The sequence below is a fragment of the Actinoplanes sandaracinus genome (assembly GCF_030009775.1).
In the GTDB taxonomy this organism is placed as follows: Bacteria; Actinomycetota; Actinomycetes; order Mycobacteriales; family Micromonosporaceae; genus Actinoplanes; species Actinoplanes sandaracinus.
On the sequence record NZ_JASCTH010000003.1, the window covers coordinates 1 to 25669 of the forward strand.

Sequence of the window (25669 nt, forward strand, 5' to 3'; positions counted from 1 at the left end):
CCGCCCGCCCGCCGGCCGGCGGGCGGGCGGGCGGGCGGCAGCCGGGCCGGCCGAGTCGGGCCGGCCGGGACCTAGACGGGACGGGACACGCCGGAGGCCGGGCCGGAGGTCTAGGCGGCCGGGTCGAGCCTGCACACAGACCAGGAAGGCGAGCCTGGCAGACGGACCGGGCAGGGCGGCAGACATGCCGGACCGGCAGACATGCCGACATTGTTGAGGTCGCCTTTGGTCCAGCTGCTCAGGGTTGCCTTTGGTCCAGCCGCTCAGGAATGCCTCGACGGAGTCCGCGGCGCAGTCGGCAAACCTGCCCGTGGCGGACTTGCCTCGGTAACCGGGCGGCGCACGCCGAGCAAACAGACGGGCTGCGCTGCCCCGTTCAGGTAGACGGGCTTGAGGGCGGGCGGGACACCCTGGGTAGGCAGGCGAACAGCGCAGGTCGAGCCACGCCACGCCACGCCACGCAGCGCGGTGCGGTGCGGTGCGGGCCGCGCGGCCGACGGCGTCCGGCCGGCATTGGAAACGGCAACGCCCGTGGGGCGCGATCCGAACCGGATCGCGGCCCCACGGGCGTCACTGCTATTCCTTACTTACTGCGGCACTTACCGCTGACTGCGACACCCACCGCGATGCTCACCGCGACCGCCGCGCATCCCACCCCGGGAGCCGGCCGCGACCCGCCTGCGGTCAGGCGACCAGGCGACGCACCACGTAGTTGTTGTTCCAGATCTTGTGCTTGCCGACGCGCTTGCCAGTGCGCGGCGAGTCGTAGACATAGCCGTCGCCGGCGTAGATCCCGACGTGCGAGCCATACGACCCGCTCCGGAAGACGATCAGGTCACCGACCTGCTTCTTGCTCTTCGCGACGGCCTTGCCGTGCCGCTGCTGCAGGTTCGCCTTGTGGGGCAGGCTCTTGCCGGTCGTCTTCTTGTAGACGTACTTGGTGAAGCCCGAGCAGTCGAAACGCTTGGGCCCGGAGGCGCCGTACTTGTACAGCGCGCCCTTGTGCCTCTTCGCCTCGGCGAGGACCTTCGAGCCGCTGGCCTTGACCTTGACCTTGACCTTGGTGGAGACCTTCTCGCTGTAGCCCGCGCCGGTGAAGGCGGTCCGGACCCAGGAGGTGGAGGTGGGCTTCGCGGTGAGCGTGACCGCGCTGCCGTTGACCGTCTTGGTGTCGAGGGTGCGCCAGGCGCCCTTGTCCCAGGCCTGCAGACGGACCGTGCCCTTGGCGACCTGACCGGTGGACGGGTCGATCACTTTCGCGGTGACCTTGAGGGTGGAGCCCCAGGGAAGGTTTCGCGTGCTGGTCGACGCGCCCAGCTGTGGCGTGATCGTCGGGGCCGCGACGGCGGCCGTGGTCGCTGCTGCCACCGGGGTGGCGTTGATGGGCGCTGCGGCCGCTGCGGGGGAAGCTGCGACCAGCTGCCCGGCACAGAGGCAGAGGCCCAGGGACAGTGCGACGGTTCCGGTGCCGACAGAGTTACGGCGGCGACGGCTCGAACTGTTTTCGTGCACGGTGAAGGGATCCCTCCGGCACGCCTGCGAGGTTAGCTGTCGGGTTCGGGCGGGAAGGTATGCCCGGCCGCGGGTGGGCGGCTTCACCCCAAGGTCCTCCCGGGTCTGTCACGTGGGCCGAAGCCCGGTGACGCGGGAGAGACCGGTTCTGGGTCCCCCGTCCCTGCCCCCGAATGCCTGGTCGTGGTCTGGCTCAACTGCGGTGTCGCACCATCAGGCCCGGGGCAGGGCTCGGCGTGAACCGATCCGGTGCGGCCGGCGAGCGGTTGCCGCCGACGGGTTCCTTGGTACCCGAATCGCCCCATGATCGTCAGCGTGGGCGCAATCACTCTCCGTGATTGGCACACGTACTTGTGTCCAGTTTGCTAGCTCCAAGGGACAAATGCCAGTACCGAAAGTGATCAGATGACCACGCGCCGTAGAAGGTTACGGGTGAACCAGAACACACAAAAAGTAGTGTGATCAGCTCGTCGCTTGACCGAAAAGCCCGGACCGGGGAAAACGCCGGATGCACCGTGATCTTGACGGTCTGGCAACTCGACGTAACGTTCGCTTCCGGTACCCTCGCTGGCGTGACGGACGGGAAGATGCCACTCATCGCCAAGGTCGCGACCTCGGTTTCGAAGACCGCCGCGGCGCTCTCCAGGGCCGCGGGACGCGGCGACGGCTCGGTGATCGGCGGCTGGATCGGTCTCAAGATCGACCCCGATCTGCTGGCCCACCTCGCGTCCGGCCGCGCGGTCGCTCTGGTCTCCGGCACCAACGGGAAGACCACCACCACCCGGCTGACCGCGGCCGCGGTCGGGGTCCTCGGCCGGGTCGCCACCAACTCGTTCGGCGCCAACATGCCGACCGGGCACACCTCGGCCCTGGCGAAGGAGGGGCACACCCCGTTCGCCGTCCTCGAGGTCGACGAGCACTATCTGGCCCAGGTCATCGACGCCACCCGGCCCCGCGTGGTCGCGCTGCTCAACCTCTCCCGCGACCAGCTCGACCGGGCTAAGGAGGTGGCGATGATGGCGCAGTTGTGGAAGACCGCGCTCGCCGGCCACCCCGAGATCAAGGTGGTCGCCAACGCCGACGACCCGATGGTGGTGTGGGCGGCCGGCAACAGCCCGCAGACCACCTGGTTCAGTGCCGGCCAGCGCTGGCACGACGACTCTTTCGTGTGCCCGGAGAGCGGCCACCCGATCGAGCGCGCCGACGGCGACTGGTGGTGCACCGGCTGCCCGCTGCGCCGGCCCCGCCCGCACTGGGCCGTCGAGGACGAGGGTGTGATCGATCCCCGCGGCGACTGGCACCTGGTGAAACTCCAGCTTCCCGGCAAGGTCAACATCGGCAACGCGGCCACCGCGCTGGCCGTCGCCGGCGAGTTCGGGGTCCGCCCGATCGAGGCGCTGCCCCGGCTCGCCCGGGTCGCGTCGATCGCCGGCCGGTACGCCCAGGTCGACCGGGACGGCCGCAACATCCGGCTGCTGCTCGCGAAGAACCCGGCCAGCTGGCTGGAGGCCTTCGACATGGCCGACCAGGCGCCCACGCTGCTGTCGATCAACGCCCGCGACCCCGACGGCCTGGACACGTCGTGGCTCTACGACGTCGACTTCTCGCCGCTGCGCGACCGGCCGGTGCTGATCACCGGCGACCGGGCGTACGACCTGGCCGTCCGTCTTCAGGTGAACCAGGTGCCGTTCCGGCACGTAAAGACTTTCGACGAGGCATTGCGGTCCGTCCCACCCGGCCGCCTCGAAGTGATCGCCAACTACACGGCGTTCCAGGACATCCGAGCGGAGTTGGACCGTGTCAACTGAGGCCCTGCGGATCGTGTGGATCTACCCGGATCTGCTCTCGACCTACGGCGACCGCGGCAACATGCTGATCCTGGCCCGCCGGGCGGCCGACCGCGGTATCCCGGTGGAGACCTATGAGGTCCGCTCCGACCAGCCGATGCCGCACACCGCCGACATCTATCTGATCGGCGGCGGCGAGGACGGCCCACAGGCTCTCGCCGCGCAGCGCCTGATCACCGACGGCGGCCTGCACCAGGCCGTCGCACAGGGCGCCGCGGTCCTCGCCATCTGCGCCGGTTACCAGCTCTTCGGTCACTCGTTCTATGCCAAGGGAGCGAAGTGTGCCGGGCTGGGACTGCTGGACATCACCTCGGACCGAGGTGAGACCCGGGCGGTCGGCGAGTTGCGCGGCGACATCGACCCCCGGCTCGGCCTGCCCCCGCTGACCGGGTTCGAGAACCACGGCGGACGTACCCATCTGGGTGCGAGCGCCGCGCCGCTGGCCCGGGTGACCGCCGGGATCGGCAACGACGGCCAGACCGAGGGCGCTTGGGCGGGGAAGATCCTGGGCACCTACTCACACGGCCCGGCGCTCGCCCGCAACCCAGCGCTCGCCGATCTGCTACTGCGTTGGGCCACCGGCGCGGATAGGCTTGCCCCGCTCGACGACACCTGGGCCGACCGGCTCAGAGGCGAACGACTCGCCGCACCGACCCCGGCGTAACCAGCACGACCTTGTCCTTGACCGACGACAGTTGGGGCGGTAGGCCTGCATGACCGACATCCTGATCGCCCCGCGGGGCGCCAATCCCGCGGACCCTCAGGCAGTTGAGCACGCCGACCCCGCAGCTCCCGGCTGGAAGCGCCGTCTCGTCCGGTTCGGCCTGCTCGGCGCCGGTGTCGCCGCGCTCGGCGGGGTCGCGGCGATGCTCCCGCTCCGTGACATCGCCGACACCCTCTCCACCATGGGCCCCAGCGCCGCCCTCGCGGTCGCCGTCCTCGGCGGCATGCTGCTCTCGGTGCTGGTCCCCCGCACCCTGATCACCATGACCTGCGGCGCGCTGCTCGGCGTCGTCAACGGTTCCGCCGCCGCGCTGGCCGCCGCGGTGATGGCCGCGGTCGCCACCTACTACGCGGGCCGCTGGGCCGGCCGCGGCGCTCTCCAGGCCCGCGCCGGCAGTCGCCTGGCCCGCCTCGACGGCTGGCTCAACCGCCGGGGCCTGGCCGCGGTGCTGCTGGTCCGCTTCCTCCCGCTGGCCCCGTTCGGCCTGATCGGCTACGCCTACGGCACCACCAGCGTCTGCCGCAAGCGCTACCTGCTCGGCACCACGATCGCCGCCATCCCGTCGACGATCACCTACGCCGTGATCGGCGCGGCGGTCGTCGCCCCCGGCGAGATGAACCTCCTCACCCTGATCCCCGCGGTGATCAGCTTCGTCCTCTCCACCGCGATCGTCCTGCGCTGGCGTCATACCTCCCGCCGCGCCGCCGCCGCGAACGCCACAACCGCCCCCGCCCCCGCCTGACCCACAAGGCCGCGCCGCGCCCCATCTGACACCCCGACGGCCTCTGACCCACAAGGCCGTGCCGCACCCCCAAACGGCCTCCGCCCCACCTGACCCACAAGGCCACGTCGCGCCCCAGGACGGCCCCGCCCCACCTCACCCAGAAGGCCACGTCGCGCCCCAGACGGCGCCGCCCCGCCGGATCCCACATGGCCATATCCCGCCACCGCGTGACCCCCACGGCCGCGGGCTCGCCCCGTCGGCGCCACCGCGCCACCGCGTATGGGCCGCCCCGGCTGGCTCACAGAGCTCACGCCGTCACGGCGCCAGCGAGACACCACGTCGCCCGCCATTTTCGGTCCCGTGTGATCGGCTCCGCATCTCCGGAACGATCCGCACAGATCGCTGAGGCGATGACGAGCGATGCGGTGATCGACAACCATTCGATTTCGTACGGCCAGGCACTCCCCCAATCGCAACCACGGGTGACGGGCCTCCGACGCGGCCGCCCCCGGCGCGCGGCCGCAGCGCGACCGCCGGGATGAGTCCGCGGTCACCGGCAATCCCGCGACCTTGATGCGCCAACCACCCGAAACGGTGGGCAACGCTCCGAGATCACAGGAGCAGCGATCACACGAAACAGCGGCGCATAGCACGTCACACGTAGCCCAGCCCTGCCGACACTAGAGCGCTCAGCCAGCCCCTACCCGGCACATCAGGACGCTCGGCCAGCCCCTGCCCCGGCCATCAGGACGCTCGGCCGGTGCTGACGGGACGGCGATCAGAACCACCGTTCGCAGTCAACGTGACCTGAAGGCGGACATCGCCCCGAGAACCCCCGCACAGCGCCAAGCCCGGTGATCGGGGAACGGGAGACGTGCGGCCAACCGTCGCACAGCCACGTTACGAGCCAGCAGTGACACGCCTCAGCGACGGCTGACCGCGCCGGGCCGCGCCGCGCCTGGCACGATCGATAGCTGCTGGCACACCCCCGCCGGCGACTGCTGACAGTGGCGTCGACTCGGATGTCCGGCGGCTGATGCTCCTGGTTGCGGCCCGGTGGAGGGGATGTCACGTCGCGTTCGGTGGCCGTATGACATGGGTTGAAATAAGGGTGAGTTGATCGCTGCCGCGCCCACAGCGGAGCGGGTGAGTTGATCGCCCACCGCACCCATAGCGGAGCGGGTGTGCAGCGGCCGTGGCCGCGCGGACGCCCGGCGAGTCAGGTGAGGGTGGCGAGGTCGGTGAAGTAGGCGGGGTAGGTCTTCGCGACGCACCCGGGGTCAGCGATCTCGATGCCCGGCGCGCGCAGCCCGATCAGCGACAGGCTCATCGCCATCCGGTGGTCGTCGTAGGTGGCGAACCTGGTGGGCCGCGGCGCACCCGGGTGGATGGTGAACCCGTCGGCGTCCTCGACCGCGTCGATGCCGGCCCGGCGCAGTTCGGTGACGACGGCGGCGAGCCGGTCGGTCTCCTTCTTGCGGATGAAGCCGATGCCGGTGACGCGGGTGGGCGAGTCGGCGAAGACCGCGACCGCGGCGAGCGTCTGCGCGGTGTCCGAGATGTCGGCCATGTCGACGTCGATGCCCTGCAGGCGGCCGCCGCCTCGGACGGTCAGTGAGTCGGCGGTTCGGGTCACCGACGCGCCCATCCGTTCGAGCAGGTCCGCGAACCGCACATCGCCCTGCAGGCTGCCGGCGCCGAGGCCGGAGACCGTGACCCGCCCGCCGGTGATCGCCGCCGCGCCGAGGAAGTACGAGGCCGCGCTGGCGTCCGGCTCGATCGCGTAGTCCGCGGGCCGGTAGCCGCCCGGTTCGACGGTGAGTCCGTTCACGACCGCGCCGAAGGACGCCATCACCGACTGGGTCATCTCGACGTAGGGCACCGACACCAGCGGCGATGTCAGCGAGACGGCGAGGCCGCGGTCCATCAGCGGCCCGGCCATCAGTAGACCGGACAGGAACTGGCTGGAGATGTGCCCGCTGACCTCGACGAAGCCGCCGTGCGCCGGACCATGCACGGCCGCCGGCAGGCAGCCGGGCCGGCCGAGTTCCTCGATGTCGGCCCCGACCTGCCGGAGCGCGTCGAGGACCGGGCCGAACGGGCGGGCCCGCAGCTGTTCGGCGCCGTCGACGACGGTGCGCCCGGCGAACAGCGCGGCCGCGGGCAGGAGGAAGCGGGAGGTGGTCCCGGACTGGCGCGCGTCGACCGAGCCGGGCGCGCCGGCCACCCGGGGGTCGACGCCGGTCACCACGACCGTGCTCCGCTGCTCGTCGGGCTCGACGGTCGCGCCGAGGGCGGCGACCGCGCTCATCATGGCGCGGGTGTCGTCGGCGAAGAGCGCCCCGGTGAGCGTGGACGTGCCGGGCGCGAGGGCGGCGCAGAGCAGGGCCCGGTTGGTGATGCTCTTGGAGCCGGGCGGCCGGACGGTGGCGTCGACGGGCGTGGTCAACGGTTCGACTGCGAGCACGTCAGGCATGGCCTCATCCAAACAGGCGGACGGCCCGCCCCGGCAAGCGGAGGCGGGCCGTTCCGAACACTGGTCAGACGACGACGCTGACCAGGCGTCCCTTCACCACGATGACCTTCTTGGGCTCCTTGCCGCCCAGCGCCTCGGCCACCTCGGCCAGGGCGGCGGCGCGCACCTCGGCCTCACCGGTCTCCGGGGAGACCTCGACCCGGCCACGCACCTTGCCGTTGACCTGCACGGGGTAGGTGATGGCGTCGGCGACCAGCTGGGCGGGGTCGGCGATCGGGAAGTCCGTGTACGCCAGGGAGCCCGCGTGCCCCAGCTTGCCCCACAGTTCCTCGGCCAGGTGCGGCGCGAACGGCGACATCATCAGCACCAGCGGCTCGACCGCCTCACGCGACACCGTGGGCAGCGGGGTCAGCGTGTTCGTCAGCTCGATCAGCTTGGCGATCGCGGTGTTGAACCGCAGCTCCTCCAGGTCCTCGCGAACCCCGGCGATGATCCGGTGCAGGGCCTTGCGGGTCTTCGGGTCCAGCGGCTCGTCGGTGACCCGGGGCAGGCCGGTCTCCTCGTCGACGACCAGGCGCCAGGCGCGCTGCAGGAAGCGCTGCGAGCCGACGACGGCGCGGGTCTCCCAGGGGCGGGAGACGTCCAGCGGGCCCATCGCCATCTCGTACACCCGGAACGTGTCGGCGCCGTACTGCTCGCACATCTCGTCGGGGGTGACGACGTTCTTCAGCGACTTGCCCATCTTGCCGTACTCCCGCGTCACGGGAGCGTCGCCGTGGAACCACTTGCCGTCGCGCTCGACGACCTCCTCGGCGGGCACGATGACGCCGCGGTCGTCGCGGAACGCGTACGCCTGGATCATGCCCTGGTTGAACAGCTTCTTGAACGGCTCGAACGACGAGACGTGGCCCAGGTCGAACAGCACCTTGTGCCAGAAGCGGGCGTACAGCAGGTGCAGCACGGCGTGCTCGACACCGCCGACGTACAGGTCGACGCCACCGGGGTCGCCGTCGGACCGCGGGCCCATCCAGTACGCCTCGTTGGCCGGGTCGACCAGGGCCTTGTCGTTCTTCGGGTCCAGGTAGCGCAGCTCGTACCAGCAGGAACCGGCCCACTGGGGCATGGTGTTGGTCTCGCGGGTGTAGGTCTTCAGCCCGTCGCCCAGGTCCAGTTCGACCTGCACCCAGTCCTTCTTGCGCGACAGCGGGGTCTCCGGCTCGGAGTTCGCGTCGTCGGCGTCGAAGGTGCGCGGCGAGAAGTCGTCCGTCTCGGGCAGCACGACCGGCAGCATCGACTCGGGCAGCGCGACCGGCAGGCCGGTCTCGTCGTAGACGATCGGGAACGGCTCGCCCCAGTACCGCTGGCGGCTGAACAGCCAGTCCCGCAGGCGGTAGGTGGTCGCGCCGGTGCCCTTGCCGTTCTCCTCCAGCCACGTGATCATCGCGGCCTTGGCCTCGGCGACCTCCTTGCCGTCCAGCCAGTCGCTGTTGATCGCCGGGCCGTCGCCCGTGAAAGCGCCTTCACAACCTTCGGGCGCCTTCACCGTACGGATGATCGGCAGTTCGAAGACCTCGGCGAACGCCCAGTCGCGCTCGTCCTGCCCGGGCACCGCCATGATCGCGCCGGTGCCGTAGCCGGCCAGCACGTAGTCGGCGATGAAGACCGGGACGCGTGCCCCGTTGACCGGGTTGGTCGCGTAGGCGCCGGTGAAGACACCCGTCTTGACCTTGCCGTCGGACGTCCGCTCCTCCTCGGTCTTCGCGGCGGCGGCTTTGCGGTACGCGGCGATCGCCTGAGCCGGGCTGTCGTGGCCGCCGGTCCACACCTGCTTCGTGCCGGCCGGCCACTCCGCCGCGGCGATCTTGTCGACCAGCTCGTGCTCGGGGGCCAGCACCATGTAGGTGGCGCCGAACAGCGTGTCGGGGCGGGTGGTGAAGACGCGGATGTTCTCCTCGCCGACGGGGAAGTCGACGTGTGCGCCGCGGGACCGGCCGATCCAGTTGCGCTGCATCAGCTTGACCGGCTCCGGCCAGTCCAGCGCGTCCAGGTCCTCGACCAGGCGGTCGCCGTACGCGGTGATCCGCATCATCCACTGCTTCAGGCTGCGCTGGAAGACCGGGAAGTTGCCGCGCTCGGAGCGGCCGTCCGGGGTGACCTCCTCGTTGGCCAGCACGGTGCCCAGCCCGGGGCACCAGTTGACCGGGGCCTCGCTCACGTAGGCCAGGCGGTGGCCGTCGATCAGCTTGCGCTTCTCGACGGCGGACAGGCCGGCCCACTCGGGGCCCCGCTCGCCCGCCTCGTAGGAGGCGATCAGCTCACTGATCGGGCGAGCCTTGTTCACCGCCGGGTCGAACCACGAGTTGAAGACCTGCAGGAAGATCCACTGGGTCCAGCGGTAGTACTCCGGGTCGGTGGTCGAGAACGAACGCCGGTCGTCGTACGCCAGGCCCAGCCGGCGCAGCTGCAGCCGGTACCGCTCGACGTTCGCCGCGGTGGTGACCGCCGGGTGGGTGCCGGTCTGTACCGCGTACTGCTCGGCGGGCAGGCCGAACGCGTCGAAGCCCATCGGGTGCAGCACGTTGAAGCCGGCCTGCCGCTTGTAGCGGGTGTAGCAGTCGGTGCCGATGTAGCCCAGCGGGTGCCCGACGTGCAGGCCGGCGCCGGACGGGTACGGGAACATGTCCTGGACGTGCAGCTTGGGCGCACCGGCGCGGGGGTGCGCGGGGTCGGACAGCTCGCCGGCCGGGTTTGGCGCGTAGAACGTCCCGTTCGCGTCCCAGAAGTCCTGCCAGCGCTGCTCGATCTCGCCGGCCAGCGCGGCGGTGTAACGGAAGGGCGGGGTCTCGGTGTCGCTCATCTTCACCATCTCGTCTACGTCTTCGGCGTCTTTAAAGGGAGGACCTGCAAAGGGCATAAAAAAGCCCCTCGCACAGGAGGGGTTGCCGTGCCTGGTCCGCGCGGGTCAGCGGATCAGCACGGCCGGCTAAGGAGCAGAACAGACCGAGCCATGCGTTGGATGATACTCCTCCGTCCTTACGGACGGCGACCGGTATGGCGTGCGCGTGACATACTCCCGGCTGTCCACAGGCGACCGGCCTGGGATGGCGGATGGCCCGCGTTCGTCCCGAATACCTCCCGATCAGGCCTTTCGGCGTTGCGCGCCTCCGGGGCTAACCTGTGGGGACGGGCGGCGAGCGCCGGAGGCCCACGGCCGCTGGACGCCCGCTACCTTGCGGTGCCCCTTGACGGTGGGTGATCTCCGTCCTTGCGGGTAGACACGTTATGGAGGAGGCCCGTGACAACGCCGACCTGGGGCGATCCGGCAGGCCCGCTGACCAGCGCGGAGTTCCGCGCCGCGACACAAGCCATCATGGCCAACATCGAGCAGGTCATCGAGGGCAAGAGCGCGACGGTGCGACTGGCGGTCGCGGTCATGCTCGCCGAGGGCCACCTTCTCATCGAGGATGTGCCGGGCGTCGGTAAGACGAAACTGGCCAAAGCGCTCGCCCGATCGATCGACTGCTCGGTGCGACGCATCCAGTTCACCCCCGACCTGCTGCCCAGCGATGTGACCGGGGTCAGCGTCTACAACCAGGAGACGCGCGACTTCGAGTTCAAGCCGGGCGCCGTCTTCGCCAACCTGGTGGTCGGCGACGAGATCAACCGGGCCTCGCCCAAGACGCAGTCCGCTCTCCTGGAGTGCATGGAGGAGCGGCAGGTCACGGTCGACGGCACCACCTACGAGCTGCAGGCGCCGTTCATGGTGGTCGCGACGCAGAACCCGATCGAGATGGAGGGCACCTACCCGCTGCCCGAGGCTCAGCGGGACAGGTTCACCGCCCGGATCGCGATGGGCTACCCCGACCCGCGGGCCGAGCTCGCCATGCTCGCCGGGCAGAACGACCACGACCCGCTGAACGACCTGCGTGCGGTGACCGACGCGGCGACGGTCCGCCGGCTGATCGAGACGGCCCGCGCGGTGCACGCCGCCGACGCCGTCCAGCAGTATGCGATCGCGCTGGTCACCGCGACCCGCGAGGCTCCGGAGATCCGGCTCGGCGCGTCGCCCCGGTGCACGCTGCAGCTGATGCGCACCGCCAAGGCGGTGGCCGCGCTCGAGGGCCGTGACTACGTGCTTCCCGACGACCTGCAGGCGCTCGCCGTGCCGGTGCTCGCGCACCGCATCATCCCGACCGCGGACGCGCAGCTCAACCGGCGGACCACCGACGCGATCGTCGCCGAGATCGTGCACCGGCTGCCGCTGCCGCAGGCACGCACCAATCCCTATGACACCCGGGACGGCCGCGCCCCGTACGAGTCACGGGGGCGATGAGCATGCGGGAGGCGCTGCGGGGACTCACCACGCGCGGCCGCTCGTTCCTGGCCGCGGGGATCGCCGCCGCGATCTCGGCGCTCATCCTCGGCGAGCGTGACCTGCTGCGGGTGGCGGTGCTGCTGGGCGTCCTGCCGCTGCTGGCCGCCTGGTATGTGGGCCGCAGCCGGTACAAGCTGGCCTGCACCCGGTCACTGGAGCCGGGCCGGGCGCCGGTCGGGTCCAGCGCGCGGGTCATCCTGCGCCTGCAGAACCTGTCCCGGCTGCCCACCGGCACCATGCTGCTGGAGGACCGCCTGCCCTACGCCCTGGGCAGCCGTCCCCGGGTCGTGCTGGAGCGGCTCGGGGCGCATCAGGCCAGCTCGGTGGCGTACACGGTGCGGGCCGACGTCCGTGGCCGCTACCCGATCGGCCCGCTGATGGTCCGGCTCACCGACCCGTTCGGGTTGTGCGAGCTGACCCGGTCGTTCCCGAGCGTGGACAAGCTCATCGTGATCCCGCAGGTGGTCCCGCTGCCCCGGGTCCGGCTGGCCGGGGAGTACGCGGGCACCGGGGAGAGCCGGGCCCGCTCGGTGGCGGTGCACGGTGAGGACGACGCGGCCACCCGCGAGTACCGCCGCGGCGACGACCTGCGCCGGGTGCACTGGCGCTCGACCGCGCGGACCGGCGAACTGATGGTCCGCCGCGAGGAGCAGCCCTGGGAGAGCCGGGCCACGGTCGTGCTCGACACCCGGGGCTACGCCCACCGCGGCGAGGGCCCGACAGCCAGCTTCGAGTGGGCGGTCTCGGCCGCCGCCAGCGTCGCGGTGCACCTGCGCGAGTCCGGCTACAAGGTGCGGATGGTGACCGGCTCGGGCACCGACATCGACGCGTCCGAGGGCGGCGGCGAGGGCCTGATCCTGGACACTCTGGCCGACGTGACCACCGACCAGAGTGGCGACATCTCGGTGCTGATCGAGCATGTCCGCCGGCGCAACGACGGAGGCCTCGTGATCGGCCTGTTCGGCGCCCTGACCGTGGCCGAGGCGGAACTCCTGAGCGGGCTGCGCGGCAACGGCGCCACCTGCATCGGTTTCGCGATCGACACGTCCACATGGCTGCCGTCGGCGGCCGCTCCGGAGTCGGCCCGCGAGCACGCGGCCGCCTCCGTCGCCCTGATCCGGGCCGGCTGGCGGTCGGTGCCGGTGAACCACGGCGACACCCTTCCGGCGCTCTGGCCCAGCGTGGCCCGGGGCTCGCAGGGCTTCGCCTACCGTGCCGCGATGGCGGAGACGGTCGGCGGGGTGATCCGATGACCGGGCGGCGCCGTCTCGGCCTGGTGGCCGCGGGAGCCACGCTCCTCGCCGCCGCCCCGTTGTCCGCGATCTTCGGGTCGTGGACCTGGATCATGCTCGCGATGATCACCCTCTTCCTGATCGAGGGCGCGGCGGTGGCCACCCGGACCTTCCGGTTCCCCACCTGGGCGCAGGGACTGAGCATGGGAGCGGCTCTGCTCCTGGCCCTGACCTGGATTTTTCCCAGCGGCAACGAGATCATCATCCCGGACCCGGACACCTTCGCCCACTTCGCCGATCTGATCCGGCAGGCCGGCGAGGACACCCGCGCCTACGGTGTGCCGGTGCCCGACCGGGACGGGCTGCACTTCGTCGCGGTCCTCGGCATCGGTGTGGTCGCGATCGCGGTCGACCTGCTGACCGCGGTGTTCCGCCGCCCGGCCCTGGCCGGGCTGCCGATGCTCGCCATCTACTCGATCCCGGTCGCCGTCTATCCCGAGAGTGTCCCGGCGATCCCGTTCGTCGTCGGTGCGGCCGGCTTCCTGTGGCTGCTGGTCGCCGACAACGTCGACCGGGTGCGGCGCTTCGGCCGCCGGTTCACCGGTGACGGCCGCGACGTCGACGTCTGGGAGCCGTCGCCGCTGGCCGCGGCCGGCCGGCGGATCGGCGTCATCGGCGTGCTCGTGGCCGTGGTGCTGCCGCTGGGTGTGCCGACCGTCAACGGTGGCCTGCTCGCCCGGTGGACCGCGAGCAGCGCCGGGCCCGGCGGTGCCGGAGGCAGTGGCCCGGGCGGGCGGATCAACCTGTTCGCCTCGCTCAGCGGCCAGCTCAACCTGAGCACGACGGTCCCCCTGCTCAAGGTCACCACCACCGAGAAAGAGCCGTTCTACATGCGGTTCGGGGTCGCCGACGTGCTGACCGAGAACGGTTTCGGGCACCAGTCGCCCAAGGGCGGCGCCCTGTCGGACGGCCTGCCCGACCCGCGGCAGCTGCCGGCCAGCGGTAACGCCGCATTCGACGAGTACTCCGCCACGATCGAGGTCACCAAGGACCTCCAGCAGAACATGGCGCCGCTGTACACGTACCCGACCGGGGTGAAGGACCTGAAGGGCGCGTGGTCGTACGACCCCGACCAGCAGGTGCTCTTCTCCGGCCGGAACACCACGCGGGAACAGAAGTACCAGATCACCTACCTGCGCGCCCGGTACACCGCCGCGCAACTGCAGCAGGCCGAACCGCTGGCGGCCAACGACCCACTGCGCGCCTACACCGCCACCCCCGGCGACCCCACGGTCGAGACCGAGGTGGCGCGGTTGACCGCGGGCAAGAACAACGACTACGCCAAGGTCCGGGCGATCTACGACTGGTTCTCCAAGGAGAACGGCTTCAAGTACGACCTGAGCGCCCCGTCGACCGGCAAGGCCTCCGAGATCGCCGACTTCCTGACCAACAGGACCGGCTACTGCCAGCAGTACGCGGCGGCGATGGCCTGGATGGTCCGGGCCGCCGGCATCCCGGCCCGGGTGGCGTTCGGCTTCACCCGCGGCACCCCGGGCGGCAACGGCGTCTTCAACATCAGCAACCGCAACGCGCACGCCTGGACCGAGGTCTACTTCCAGGGCTTCGGCTGGGTGCCGTTCGACGCCACCCCGACGGCCGGAGTGACCGGATCTGCCCGGTCCGCCTGGGCGCCGGACGTCGACCGTCCCGCCCCGGTCGCCTCGTCGTCGACCGGCGCCGCCGTACCCGGCGTCGATTCCTCAGGCGACCCGGGCGCGGCCAACGGCGCCAACCGGCCCGAACCCGGGACGAACACGGGCAGCACGACCGGCCCGGTCGCCGAGGAGACCTCCTGGACCGGCGTGTGGGTGGCCGCCGGGATCGCCCTGCTCATCGCGTTGCTGCTGGTGCCGGCTCTCAGCCGGGTGATGGTGCGCCGCCGCCGGCACGCCGTGACGGCCCCGGCCGCCCCGACGGTCCTGTCGGCCACCGGTGGCGACACCATCACGGACATCACGGTCACCGGTGTGGCCGGCCAGGCCCGGGAGGACGCACACGCCGCCTGGGACGAGCTGATCGACTCGATGGTCGACTTCCGCGTTCCGGTGGACCCGACGGAGACACCACGGATCACCGCCCAGCGCCTGGTCCGCGATCTGTCCCTGGCCGGCGAACCGGCCGAGGCCGCGACCCTGCTCGGCACGGCCGAGGAACGCGCCCGCTACGCCCGGCAGCCTCTCCAGGGCGCCGAGCTGACCGCCGCGCTCCGCCGCATCCGCTCCGGCATGTCCGTGGCGGCGTCCCGCCGGGTTCGTCTCCGGGCCACGCTGCTGCCGCCGTCGGTGCTGCTCAGCTGGCGTCTCGGCCTCGCCGAGTGGTCCACCCGCGCCGCGGAACGCCTCACTCGCCTCCGCGATGCCCTGACCCGCTTCAATCCGCGGCGGCTGCTCACCCGCACCCGCTGACCCACCTCACCCGGAAAGGCGCCGCCTGCTAGGTGGCGCCTTTCCGCATTCCGCACACCATTTCATCAGGTACGGCCACCCCGTCCCGCCGAACCACCCGGTCCCGGGGCTACCAGGCGACGCCCAGCCGCGTCCGGGCCGCCCGGCCGGCACCGGGCTGCTGCCCACCCCGGCGAGCCGTAGCCCACACAGGCCGCCGACACCCCACGACCTGCCTGAGCTACGGCCGACCCCACCAGCCGTAGCCCACATAGGTCACTGGCATCCCATTACCTGCTTGCGCGACGGCCGGGTCCGTCCGGGCCAGCTCAAGCAGGGCAACAGCGGGCCGCGTTCATCAGGGCGGGGCGACGTTCGGGCGGTTGACGGTTACTCGACGGTGGCCAGCGCTCATGATCACGACGGTGCCGACGGTCAGCTCGATCTCAGCGTCGAAGGCCCCCGGAACGGCACGAAAGCGGGCGGCGTCCTGTGAGCTCGCCACCGGAGGCGAATCCCAGCACGGCGGGGGTCGGCTACGCGAAGCGTGAACGGGGACGCGTGACAACCCGGACACGAAAGCCGAACGCAGACGAGAGGCCCGGCAGCCCTACGGGAGCGCGGGCGCGGGCGCTGCCCGGATCCGGGCACGAGCACGGGGCGCGGCCCGGCGTGGGGGCGGCGCGGGCGTGGGTGAGGCGCGGGCGGCGCTTCAGGGAACCGGCCGGGGAGGTTTGCGGTGTGAAGGGCACGAAGCATGACGACGGCGGCCGGAGCCGGCCGCCGTTCGTCGGGAACCGGCTTCGAGCCGGCTCGGCTGGGGTCAGCGATGCCCCTCCGGCCGCTGACGCCACCGGTCCTCGAGTCGTTCGAGGAATCCGCCGCTCTTGCGGCCCTGGCGGGTGCGGCGTGACGCTGTGCCGCCGACCGATTTCAGGTCGGGGGTCTGGATGCGTCGCCTCGACTGCATCGCGAACGCGGCCGAGCCCAGCATCACGACGAAGCCGGCGACGCCGAGCGGCGTGTTCTGGCTGACGGCTCCGTAGACGAGCAGGGCCAGACCAAGGACGATCACGAACGCGGCAACGAGGAGCCGGCGCCGTGCGTGGAAACGCGGGTCGCTGGCCCGCACAGCCGAGGCGAACTTGGGGTCCTCGGCAAGCGACCGCTCGATCTGATCGAACAGCCGCTGCTCGTGCTCCGAGAGCGGCACGGCATTCCTCCCCGGGCGCATGTCCGGCCCCGTGGGTGGGGTCGGGGTGGTGCAGGTGTGGTGATGCGGGGCAGCCGTCGGCTGCCTTAACACGCAAGTCTACGAGCGGGTCGGCGGGTCGGAAAGCGGGACGACCGCCGAGTGCGGGTGATTTTCCGGGACCGGAAGATCGGTTCGTCCCAAAAGACCGATCATCCCGTCGCACAACCCGTCCGTCACCGCAGCCTGTGGCCCTGATCACGGCCTGTGACCTGCCTCAATACATGATCGGGAGAGACACTGCCGGAAGGTAGACAAATCGACTGACGCAAATAGATCTTATCGGATGATCACCAACGGGACGGTCATCTCGGCCGCCGTGACCGAACCGTGGTAGGCCACGAGCTGACCGGCCCGCTCCGGCTCCCAGCCAGGCGCGACGACCACGGTTCTCCCCTGGCACAGCACCACGACGTCACCGATCCGCCCGGCATGGGCGGGCGGCACCGGGCCGTACCAGCCCTCGGCGATCGCCTCGTCCCGGCGCAGCACCCGGGCGCCGTCGCCGAGCACACTCCGCCAGTTGGCCACCACGTCGTCCAGAGCGCCGTCCGCGACGTGCAGATATCGGGCCCGGGGCTCTCCGGCGACACCGGCCACCCCGTCGCTCAGCACTCCGGTGGACAGGTCGTGGCGGCCGTCCGGAGGCACGTTGAGCTGGCCGTGGTCGGCGATCACCAGCAGCGCGGCGCCGGGTGGCAGGCCGTGCGCGAGACGGTCCAGGATCAGGTCGACGCCGCGGGCCGCCTCCCGCCAGGACGGGGAGCCGACGCCCTCCTCATGCCCGGCCTTGTCCAGGTCGGGGTGGTATCCGTAGACCAGGCCGGGCCCGGAGCGCAGCGCCGCCAGCATCCCGTCGGCCACCGCCGGCCCGTCGTCCGCGACGTGGTACCGGCCGCCCCGGTTGGCCGCCGTGCTGAGCCCGGTGCCCCGATAGAGCGATCGACTGACCACGGTGACCGCCACGCCGGCGGCCGCGGCGGTCTCCAGCACGGTCGGCACCGGCTGCCACAGGTACGGGTCCGGGTCGTCCTGCCACTGGATGTGGTTGAGCACCCGCCCGTCCGGCCGCCGCACGGTGAAACCGAGCACCCCGTGTGCGCCCGGCGGCACGCCGGTGCCGACGGTGACCAGGCTGACCGGCGTGGTGGAGGGAACGCCGGTGGTCAGCGTGAGATCACCGGCGAGTTCGGTGAGAACCGGGGCGAACGGCGCGATCAATGGCAGTTGGTACGCCCCCAGTCCGTCCACCAGCAGCACCCCGACGCGGTCCACCCCGTCCAGGCGCCCGCCGAGCCCCAGGACGTCCACCGCCCCCGGCACCCCGAGGACGGCGCACACGCTCGGCAGCAGGTCGGCCAGGCTCCCGGCGCCGTAGGCGGGCCGGACGATCCGGAACGCCTCCGCGGAAAGCCCGTCGCCAGGAAACGGAGGAGCATCCGGATCGGGAGGGAGCACGGGGAGGCTCACGACCGGCCGGGGACGACCCCGCTGAACGCTCCGGTGTGCTCGGCGGCCGGGCGCCGGGCGAACAGGTGCAACTGGGAGGCGACGTCCCGGAACGGCGCCCGGCTGCTGAGCGCCAGTTCCAGCTCCAGGACAGCCTGCGGGTCCTCTTCGAGCACTGTCGCGGGCAGCAGGTCGGCGATCACCCGTACCCCATGGGTCTCCTCGACCGTGAGGCCGGCGTCGGTGAGCAGAGCGGTGGCGCCCACCGCGTCGTAGCGGCGCAGCAGGGTGTCACGCGGGCCGGCACGGCCCGCCGGGTCGGTGACCAGCGCGGACGCCGCTTTCAGGTGGCCGTTGACGGCGCGGCCGAGGATGGCCGCCGCCCGGCTCGCCACCAGCAGGCTGACCGCGCCACCGGGCCGGAGCGCGGCCGCGATGGCGGAGACCACGCCGGTCGGCTCGTCGACGACCTCAAGCACCGAGTGGCAGAGGATCAGGTCGGCGGCGCCCGGTTCGACGAGGGAGGCGAGCGCGTCGCCGTCGCCCTGCACGGCACGGACCCGATCGGCGACGCCGGCGTCGGCGGCGCGGCGGGTGAGCGCGGCGAGGGCGTCGGGGCTGGCGTCGATCACGGTGACGGTGTGGCCGGCCTCGGCGAGCGGCACGGCGAAGCCACCGGTCCCACCGCCGACGTCGAGCACGGTCAGTTCACGGCCGGCCTGGCGGTCGAGTTCACGGCGCAGCACTGCCCAGACCGCGGCGGTGCGGGCCGTGACGTGCGGGCGGCCGGTACGCGCTGAAGTTTCCACGGCAGCAGCCTAACCGTCACGCCAACCACATACCGGGATCGGCGTCCCGGCTGGACGGGCCGGGCTGCCGGGGCCGGTCAGAAGTCGAACAGGACACCGGTGGCGCGGGCCATCTCGCAGCTGTTGCCGTAGGTCTGCTGCCACTTCATCGTCTTCCCCCGCCACGTGCCCTTGAGCCGCGCGGTGACCGGCTTGTAGAGCAGCATGCAGAGCGAGTCGCCGCCCTTGAGCCTCGCCGGGTTGCCGCCGATGCCGCTCAGCGTGGCGCAGGCCTGGCCCGCCTTCGGATGGCCGCCACCCGCCGGGCCGCAGGTCAGCTTGACCGTCTTGGCCTGGTTGGTGAGTGTGAGGCTGGTGTCGGCCGACGCCGACGCAGGGCCTGCCGGGCCTGCCAGCACGGCGAACGCCGTAACAAGACCGATCATCGTACGGATCATGACGCACCCCCCGGATGACTTCGAGTGCACCGTACACCTCTAAGGGTGCGAATCATCGGAAATCGCGGGACGTCGTGGCCACCGGCGGAGACACCGCGTCGAGCCGGTCCGCGACCAGATTGATCACCCCCTCCACTTTCTCCAGCCGGCCGCGCACCAGCAGCGCCGCACTGCTCCGGGCCACCCGCCGGTAGCGCAGCCACAGCCCCGGCGAGCAGGTGACGTTCAGCATCCCGGTCTCGTCCTCCAGGTTCACGAAGGTCACCCCGGCCGCCGTCGCCGGCCGCTGCCGGTGTGTGACGATCCCACCGACCCGCACCCGGGTACCGCCGTCCACCTCGGACAACGCCGCGATCGGCAACGCGCCGGCCCGGTCCAGCTCGGGCCGCAGAAACCTCGCCGGATGCGTCTCGGGCGACAACCCGGTCGCCCACACGTCCGCGACCAGCACGTCCACCTCGCTCATGCCGGGCAGCATCGGCGCCTCGGTGCCGGTCACCGTCCCCGGCAGGCGGTCCGGTTTGTCCTGGGCGGCCGCTCCCGCCGCCCACAGCGCCTCACGGCGCGAAAGCCCGAAACTCGCGAAGGCGTCGGCGGTGGCGAGAGCCTCCAGGTGAGTTCGAGAGCATCCGGTACGCCGTGCGAGATCCGTCATCGACCGATAAGGACCATGGGTGCGCCGTTCCTGCTCGATCCTCTCGGCGAGCTCCGCGCCGATCGTACGAATGCGGGAAAGGCCCTGCCGGACCGCCGGACCACCGATCCCCCAGGCGTGCGGAGGCTCTCCGGGGTCGCTCTTTCGCCGGCTCGCCGACGTGGTCTCGCACGTGGCCGCCGCGTCGCTGAGGTTGATATCCGGCCGCCGCACCTCCACACCGTGCCGGCGCGCGTCGTCGACCAGCGTCTGCGGTGAGTAGAAACCCATCGGCTGGGCGTTGAGCAGCGCCGCGCAGAAAGCCGCCGGGTGGTACCGCTTCAGCCAGGCGCTCGCGTAGACCAGGTAGGCGAAGCTCATCGCGTGGCTCTCCGGGAAGCCGTAATTGGCGAACGCGGACAGCTTGACGAACAGTTCGTCGGCCAGTTCGCCGGCGATCCCGTTGGCGGCCATCCCCTCGTACAGTCGCTTTCTGATCCTCTCCATCTTCTCCATGGACCGTTTCGCGCCCATCGCGCGCCGCAACTGATCGGCCTCGGCGGGGTCGAAGCCGGCCACATCGATCGCGAGCTGCATCAACTGCTCCTGGAAAAGCGGCACCCCCAACGTCTTGGCCAGGGCGTTCTCCATGCTGGGGTGCGGCACGGCGGGTTTCTCCAGGCCGTTCTTCCGGCGGATGTACGGGTGGACCGAACCGCCCTGAATCGGCCCCGGACGGATCAGGGCCACCTCGATGACCAGGTCGTAGAACTCGCGGGGCTTGAGACGGGGCAGCGTGGCCATCTGGGCGCGGCTCTCCACCTGGAACACCCCGACCGAGTCGGCCCGGCAGAGCATCTCGTAGACCTCGGGGTCGTCGAGCGGCATCGTCCCGATGTCCAGCTCGTCGTCGATCATGTCGTAGGCGTAGTGCAGCGCCGACAGCATCCCGAGGCCGAGCAGGTCGAACTTGACCAGGTCGACGGCGGCACAGTCGTCCTTGTCCCACTGCAGGACGCTGCGGCCCGGCATCCGGCCCCACTCCACCGGGCAGACCTCGATGATCGGCCGGTCGCAGATCACCATGCCACCGGAGTGGATGCCCAGGTGGCGCGGGAAGTCCTGCACCTCGTTGGCGAATTCCCGCACCGTCTCCGGCATGTCGGTGTCGCCGGACGCCACGTCGCCCCAGCGGTCGATCTGCTTGCTCCAGGCGTCCTGCTGGCCCGGCGAGAAGCCGAACGCCCGGGCCATGTCCCGCACGGCCGACTTCGGCCGGTACGAGATCACGTTCGCGACCTGGGCGGTGTGCTGCCGGCCGTACTTCCCGTAGACGTGCTGGATCACCTCCTCACGCCGGTCGGACTCGATATCCACGTCGATGTCCGGAGGGCCGTCCCGCTCCGGGGTGAGGAACCGCTCGAAGAGCAGTCGATGCTTCACCGCGTCCACGTTGGTGATCCGCAGCGCGTAACAGACAGCCGAGTTGGCCGCCGAACCCCGCCCCTGGCAGTAGATGTTCTCCCGCCCGCAGAACTCGACGATGTCGTAGACGACCAGGAAGTAGCCGGGGAACCCCAGCTCCTCGATCATCCGCAGCTCGTGCTCCAGCTGCCGGTAGGCCGACGGATCGTCCCCGTACCGCTCCCGGGCGCCCCGCATGGTCAGCTCACGCAGCCAGCTCATCTCGGTGTGGCCCGGAGGGACCGGGTACTCCGGCAGCCGCGGCGCGACCAGATCCAGGCTGAACGCGAGATCCTTGCCGTACATCGCGGCGTTCGCCACCGCCCCCGGATAGTCGGCGAAACGGCGGGCCATCTCCTCGCCGCCGCGCAGATGGGCGGTACCCGCCGCGGGCAGCCAGCCGTCCATCTCGTCCAGGCTCCGGCGGGCGCGGACCGCGGACAGGGCGGTCGCCAGCCGGCGACGCGACGGAACCGCGTAGTGCACGTTGCCGGTGGCCACCACCTCCAGACGACGGCTGCGGGCCAGGTCGAACAGGACATCGTTACGGTCGCCGTCGTAGGGGTCGCCGTGGTCGGTCAGCTCGACGGCCACGTTCGGGGCGCCGAAGTTGCTCACCAGACGGTCCAGTTCGTACGCCGCCCGCTCCGGCCCCTCGGTCGCCAGAGCCAGCGGGACCGTGCCCTTCCGGCAGCCGGTCAGGATCAGGACGTGATCGCGCAGCAGCTCGGCGACCCGCTCCAGACTGCCGTAGTCGGGACGGCCCTTCTCCCCACCGCGCAGCTGCGCCTCGGAGATCACCCGGGCCAGCCGGGCATACCCCTCATGGCCGTGTGCCAGAGCCAGCAGGTGCGGACCTGTTGGATCGGGTTCGCCACTGCGCGGACGGGTCAGGCCCAGCGACAACTCGGCGCCGAAGATCGTCGGCAGGTTCAGCTCGCGGGCCGCCTGCGAGAACCGGACCACACCGTAGAAGCCGTCGTGATCGGTGACCGCCAGCCCGGTCAGACCGAGCCGGGCCGCCTCCTCCGCCAGTTCCTCGGGATGGCTGGCCCCGTCCAGGAAACTGAAGTTGGTGTGGCAGTGCAGTTCCGCGTACTCCGTCGTGGTCTCCGCGCGGACCAGCCCCGGGCCGGGCCGGTAAGGCTCCCGCTTCCTCGTCCAGGCCGGCGAATCGCCGCCGTCGCCGTCCACCGCGAGTGGATCGACCACCAGCCGCCCGGACAGCGTCCCCTCCAACTGTGACCAGGGGATATCCGGATTACTGAACCCCATCGTCCCCCCTCTCAGCCCGTCGCTCAGCCCGTCGCTCAGTCATAGACGGCCTCGATGAGCCAGTGGCCGCCGGTCAGGGACAGCAGCAGCGCCCGGCCGTCCTCCAGCACCATCTGGAAGCGGGCCCGGCGGCGGGCCTCGCCGGACGCCCACCAGCGCTCGTCCACCGGCCACGGTCCGGCCCAGCCGGTGATCGCCACCGGCGGGCGGCGGTCGATCCGGAGAGTCGCCGGCAGCCCGGTCAGCTCCAGACGGGCGCTCACCCCGACCGGCCGGCCGGCCGCGTCCTGCACGGCGGCCGGCAACGGATGTGCCAGCACCACCGCCGGCGAAGGCTTCGGCAGCCGTCCCGGCCACGGCGGCAGCGCGGGCGGGCGGGCCGCCTTGCCACCCGGCCGCCGTCTCCGTCCCGGCCGCACCTCGACCATGGTGAAATCGCCGGTCTCCGGCTCCGCGGGATCCCTCGCCTGATCGCCCGCGCCGGGCTCACCCCACCGTTCTGGAGAGCCGCCGTTGACCAGGACCAGCCCACGGCGCGAGCCGGTCCCCGGCCCGTCGCCCGGCTCGCCGGGGTCCTCGCCCTGATCCACGGTGACCAGCCGCAGTGGTGGGGAGACCGCCCGGTTCAGCACCGGAACCACCTCGATCCCGGGAATCGGATCCACGTGCACCGCGGCCGGCCGCTCCGGCTCCCGTTCGTCGCCCCAGGGCACCAGCCGCACCTGGTCGTCCACCGACCGCCCACCACCGAGCACCGGCGTCACCACCGCCCCCGGCCCCAGCAGGCCCTGCACCCGGCTGAACGCCCGATGCGCCCGCTCCCGCCCGGCCCCGGTCTCACCCCACAAACCGGGTTGCAGCCCGACATGGGCCAGCACGCCGTCCGGCACCAGCCGCAACCGCACCAGTCCCGCGGTGGGCCGCTCCACCCGCCCTCGCCGGGCGCCGGTGAGCCAGCCGTCCAACTGCCAGCGCACCCGCTCGGCGATCGCCGCGGCGGTCAGCATCCCGTCGTGCCGCCACACCCGCAGCAACTCCTGCCCGTCCGCGGTGACCGCCTCGATCCCGAGCCGGGTGCACGCCAGCCCGTGCCCCGCGAGCCGCTCGTGCAGCCGCTCGGCCAGAACCCGCCCGGCGAAGGCCGCCACGTCCACCCGGTCCAGCGTCTCGTCGTAGGTCTCCTCCACCGCCAGATCCGGCGGCGGCTTCCGCAGCGCGAGCGGCCGGCTGTCACCGCCCGAGGCGAGCCGGTGCGCCAGCGCCCCCTCGAACCCGAACCGGGTCAGGACATCCCCCGCCGGCAACGCCGCGAAATCCCCGAGGGTCACCACCCCCAGCCGCTTCAGCAGGTCCGTCAACTCCGGCTCCTCAAGAGCCTCGACGGGTACGGACGACAGGAACTCCCTGCTCTTCCCCGCTTCCACGATCCGCCCGGTCCGTGCCGCGATCCCGGCGGCGAACACCCCGTCGGCGATCCCGATCTGGCACTCCACCGCACAGGCCAGCGCGACCTGTTCGACGATCCGCTCCGCCGCGGCCTCCTCCCCACCGAAATACCGGGCCGGCCCCCGGACCGCGGCCGCACACACTCCCGGCCGCAGCACCTCGACGCCCGCCACGACCTCCTCGATCGCCGCCACCACCGGCTCGAAGGCCCGCGCGTCCCGACCCGCGTCATGCTCGACGACCACCAGATGCGGGCACCGTCCCTGCGCGTCGCGTCGCCGCAGTCCGCGCCGCACCCCCTCCTGGCGGGCCGCCTCCGAACAGGCCAGCACCCGGTTCCCGGAGAACACCGCGACCGGCGCTGCGGAATCCACCCCCGCCACGATCTCCGCCGCAGCGACAGGCCAGTCCGGACACCAGACCAGCAACGTACGAACCGCCGCCTCCACGACTCCCCCCATCTCTCGCTCGTCCTCTCACCTCCCGCTCGCCTCTCCCCCCGGCCCTCTCCACCGCCGTTCCTCTCTCCCCCCCGGCCCTCTCCACCGCCGCTTCCCTGCCACCGCTTCCCCTCGACCGGCCCTCCTCGGGAGGCCGCAGACCGAGCCGGCGCAGGCTCACCCCCGCACGGCCGAGGAGGGGCACACCGTCAGCGCCCGAACCGGTGCGGCCGTTGCGCGGTCGCCGACTTCCGGCGAGGCGGACGGGCTTGCGGGGCTTGCGGGGCTTGCGAACCAGAGGCAGACCACGTCGGCGCTGCCGGGACGGACCCCTCGCGCCCCGGCGAACCGGAACCAGCCGAGCCCGGCGGAACCGGCCCTTCAGATCGCGACGGGGCGGGAGGGATGGTGATGGAAGGGGCGGAGATCCCGGGCATCCACATGGTGATCTCCCGAGGCCGGGCAGCAGCGCCCCGGCCCTGGGCCACGACGGTGACCTCACGACGGCGTAGTCGTCCGCGACCGGAGCCGAGGCCTTCCCAACGGCCCTTGCCGACTCGCAGGGTCACGTCCGCGCCGGACCAGTCACCGAACGGCACCAGCAGACTCCCCCGCTGCCGAGCCCGGGCCGCCAGCCGGCTGACGACGGGCGCCGCCACCGGGCCGGGAACGGCCGCGACCACCACGTCCACCCCGTCGATCAGCGCCGCCACCACGGTGGGCCAGTCCGGACCGGGATCCGGCACCAGGGCGAGCCGCTCCAGCACGATGCCGCTCTCGGCGGCGGCGAGAGCTCCCAACGCCGGCACCCCGACGACCGCGCACCAGGAGCCGCTCCGCGAGGCGGCAGCGAGCAGCGCCAGCATCAGCGATGTGCCGCCGCCGGCCGACGCGCCGCGTCCACCCGCGACGGCGACGGTGCTGCCCCGGCGCAGCCCGCGCCCCGGCAGCAACCCGCTCAGCTCGGCGGCCACCGGCAGCATCCGGTCCACGCCCGGCTCGTCGGTCCCGGTAGCAGTCCGAACCAGTCCCGCGAGGGCGGCCGCACCATTGATCATGCGCCCTGCCACGTCATGCCCCGCTCTGTCGCTCCCCGTCAAACGCCAACCAACGGCGACCCCAGCCACGC

Annotated in this window: 15 protein-coding genes, 1 pseudogene and 1 riboswitch; of the genes and pseudogenes, 6 read left to right on the plus strand and 10 right to left on the minus strand. The window is 71.7% G+C overall.

What is annotated here, in order from left to right; genetic code table 11:
* Nucleotides 1-684: 684 nt before the first annotated feature.
* Nucleotides 685-1368 (minus strand): C40 family peptidase, encoded by a 684-nt coding sequence (locus tag QLQ12_RS04800; protein ID WP_282757363.1) that lies wholly within the window; start codon nt 1366-1368, stop codon nt 685-687.
* A gap of 150 nt (nt 1369-1518) precedes the next feature.
* A riboswitch (cyclic di-AMP (ydaO/yuaA leader) is annotated at nt 1519-1716 on the minus strand.
* Nucleotides 1717-2099: 383 nt separating this feature from the next.
* Here QLQ12_RS04800 and QLQ12_RS04805 point away from each other — a divergent pair.
* From QLQ12_RS04805 to QLQ12_RS04815, 3 genes are read left to right on the plus strand one after another with little or no spacing between them, the layout of a single operon-like run.
* Nucleotides 2100-3320, plus strand: a complete 1221-nt coding sequence (locus tag QLQ12_RS04805) for a Mur ligase family protein (protein WP_282757873.1) — start codon at nt 2100-2102, stop codon at nt 3318-3320.
* Nucleotides 3310-4023 (plus strand): type 1 glutamine amidotransferase, encoded by a 714-nt coding sequence (locus QLQ12_RS04810; protein WP_282757365.1) that lies wholly within the window; start codon nt 3310-3312, stop codon nt 4021-4023. The genes QLQ12_RS04805 and QLQ12_RS04810 overlap by 11 nt, the downstream gene beginning before the upstream one ends.
* Nucleotides 4024-4072: 49 nt before the next feature.
* Entirely contained in the window at nt 4073-4825 is a 753-nt protein-coding gene (locus QLQ12_RS04815; protein WP_282757366.1) for a TVP38/TMEM64 family protein, read from the plus strand.
* A 1201-nt stretch (nt 4826-6026) separates the two neighbouring features.
* Here the strand turns inward: QLQ12_RS04815 and aroA are convergent.
* Together aroA and leuS are read right to left on the minus strand one after the other, a co-directional pair.
* Entirely contained in the window at nt 6027-7283 is a 1257-nt protein-coding gene (gene aroA, locus QLQ12_RS04820; protein WP_282757367.1) for a 3-phosphoshikimate 1-carboxyvinyltransferase, read from the minus strand.
* A 64-nt stretch (nt 7284-7347) separates the two neighbouring features.
* Entirely contained in the window at nt 7348-10149 is a 2802-nt protein-coding gene (gene leuS, locus QLQ12_RS04825) for a leucine--tRNA ligase (RefSeq protein WP_407651411.1), read from the minus strand.
* A gap of 504 nt (nt 10150-10653) precedes the next feature.
* Between leuS and QLQ12_RS04830 the strand changes: the two genes are divergently transcribed.
* Genes QLQ12_RS04830 through QLQ12_RS04840 form a run of 3 tightly spaced genes read left to right on the plus strand, consistent with a single transcriptional unit; the run spans nt 10654 to nt 15355 of the window.
* Entirely contained in the window at nt 10654-11616 is a 963-nt protein-coding gene (locus tag QLQ12_RS04830; RefSeq protein WP_282757874.1) for an AAA family ATPase, read from the plus strand.
* Between the two features lie 2 nt (nt 11617-11618).
* Nucleotides 11619-12911, plus strand: coding sequence for a DUF58 domain-containing protein (locus QLQ12_RS04835; RefSeq protein ID WP_282757876.1), 1293 nt, complete (start codon nt 11619-11621; stop codon nt 12909-12911).
* On the plus strand, nt 12908-15355 hold the full coding sequence (locus QLQ12_RS04840) for a transglutaminase TgpA family protein (RefSeq protein WP_282757370.1): 2448 nt from the start codon (nt 12908-12910) through the stop codon (nt 15353-15355). Before QLQ12_RS04835 ends, QLQ12_RS04840 begins: the two co-directional genes overlap by 4 nt.
* 802 nt (nt 15356-16157) lie before the next feature.
* Here QLQ12_RS04840 and QLQ12_RS04845 read toward each other — a convergent pair.
* From QLQ12_RS04845 to QLQ12_RS04875, 7 genes and pseudogenes are all read right to left on the minus strand, one after another.
* Nucleotides 16158-16547 (minus strand): DUF3040 domain-containing protein, encoded by a 390-nt coding sequence (locus QLQ12_RS04845; RefSeq protein WP_282757372.1) that lies wholly within the window; start codon nt 16545-16547, stop codon nt 16158-16160.
* A 318-nt stretch (nt 16548-16865) separates the two neighbouring features.
* Nucleotides 16866-18044: an alkaline phosphatase family protein gene (locus QLQ12_RS04850; protein WP_282757374.1), complete on the minus strand. Its 1179-nt coding sequence runs from the start codon at nt 18042-18044 to the stop codon at nt 16866-16868.
* An 8-nt stretch (nt 18045-18052) separates the two neighbouring features.
* Entirely contained in the window at nt 18053-18844 is a 792-nt protein-coding gene (locus QLQ12_RS04855) for a methyltransferase domain-containing protein (protein WP_282757376.1), read from the minus strand.
* A 77-nt stretch (nt 18845-18921) separates the two neighbouring features.
* Nucleotides 18922-19269 (minus strand): SSI family serine proteinase inhibitor, encoded by a 348-nt coding sequence (locus QLQ12_RS04860; RefSeq protein WP_282757377.1) that lies wholly within the window; start codon nt 19267-19269, stop codon nt 18922-18924.
* Nucleotides 19270-19333: 64 nt separating this feature from the next.
* A complete protein-coding gene (locus QLQ12_RS04865) occupies nt 19334-22654 on the minus strand; it encodes an error-prone DNA polymerase (RefSeq protein WP_282757379.1) in 3321 nt (1106 codons plus the stop codon).
* Nucleotides 22655-22689: 35 nt separating this feature from the next.
* Nucleotides 22690-24561 carry a DNA polymerase Y family protein gene (locus QLQ12_RS04870; RefSeq protein ID WP_282757381.1) on the minus strand — a complete coding sequence of 624 codons (1872 nt, stop codon included), beginning with the start codon at nt 24559-24561 and terminating at the stop codon, nt 22690-22692.
* Between the two features lie 299 nt (nt 24562-24860).
* Nucleotides 24861-25610 (minus strand): annotated as a pseudogene (locus QLQ12_RS04875) (hypothetical protein); the annotation flags it as partial.
* Between the last annotated feature and the right edge of the window lie 59 nt (nt 25611-25669).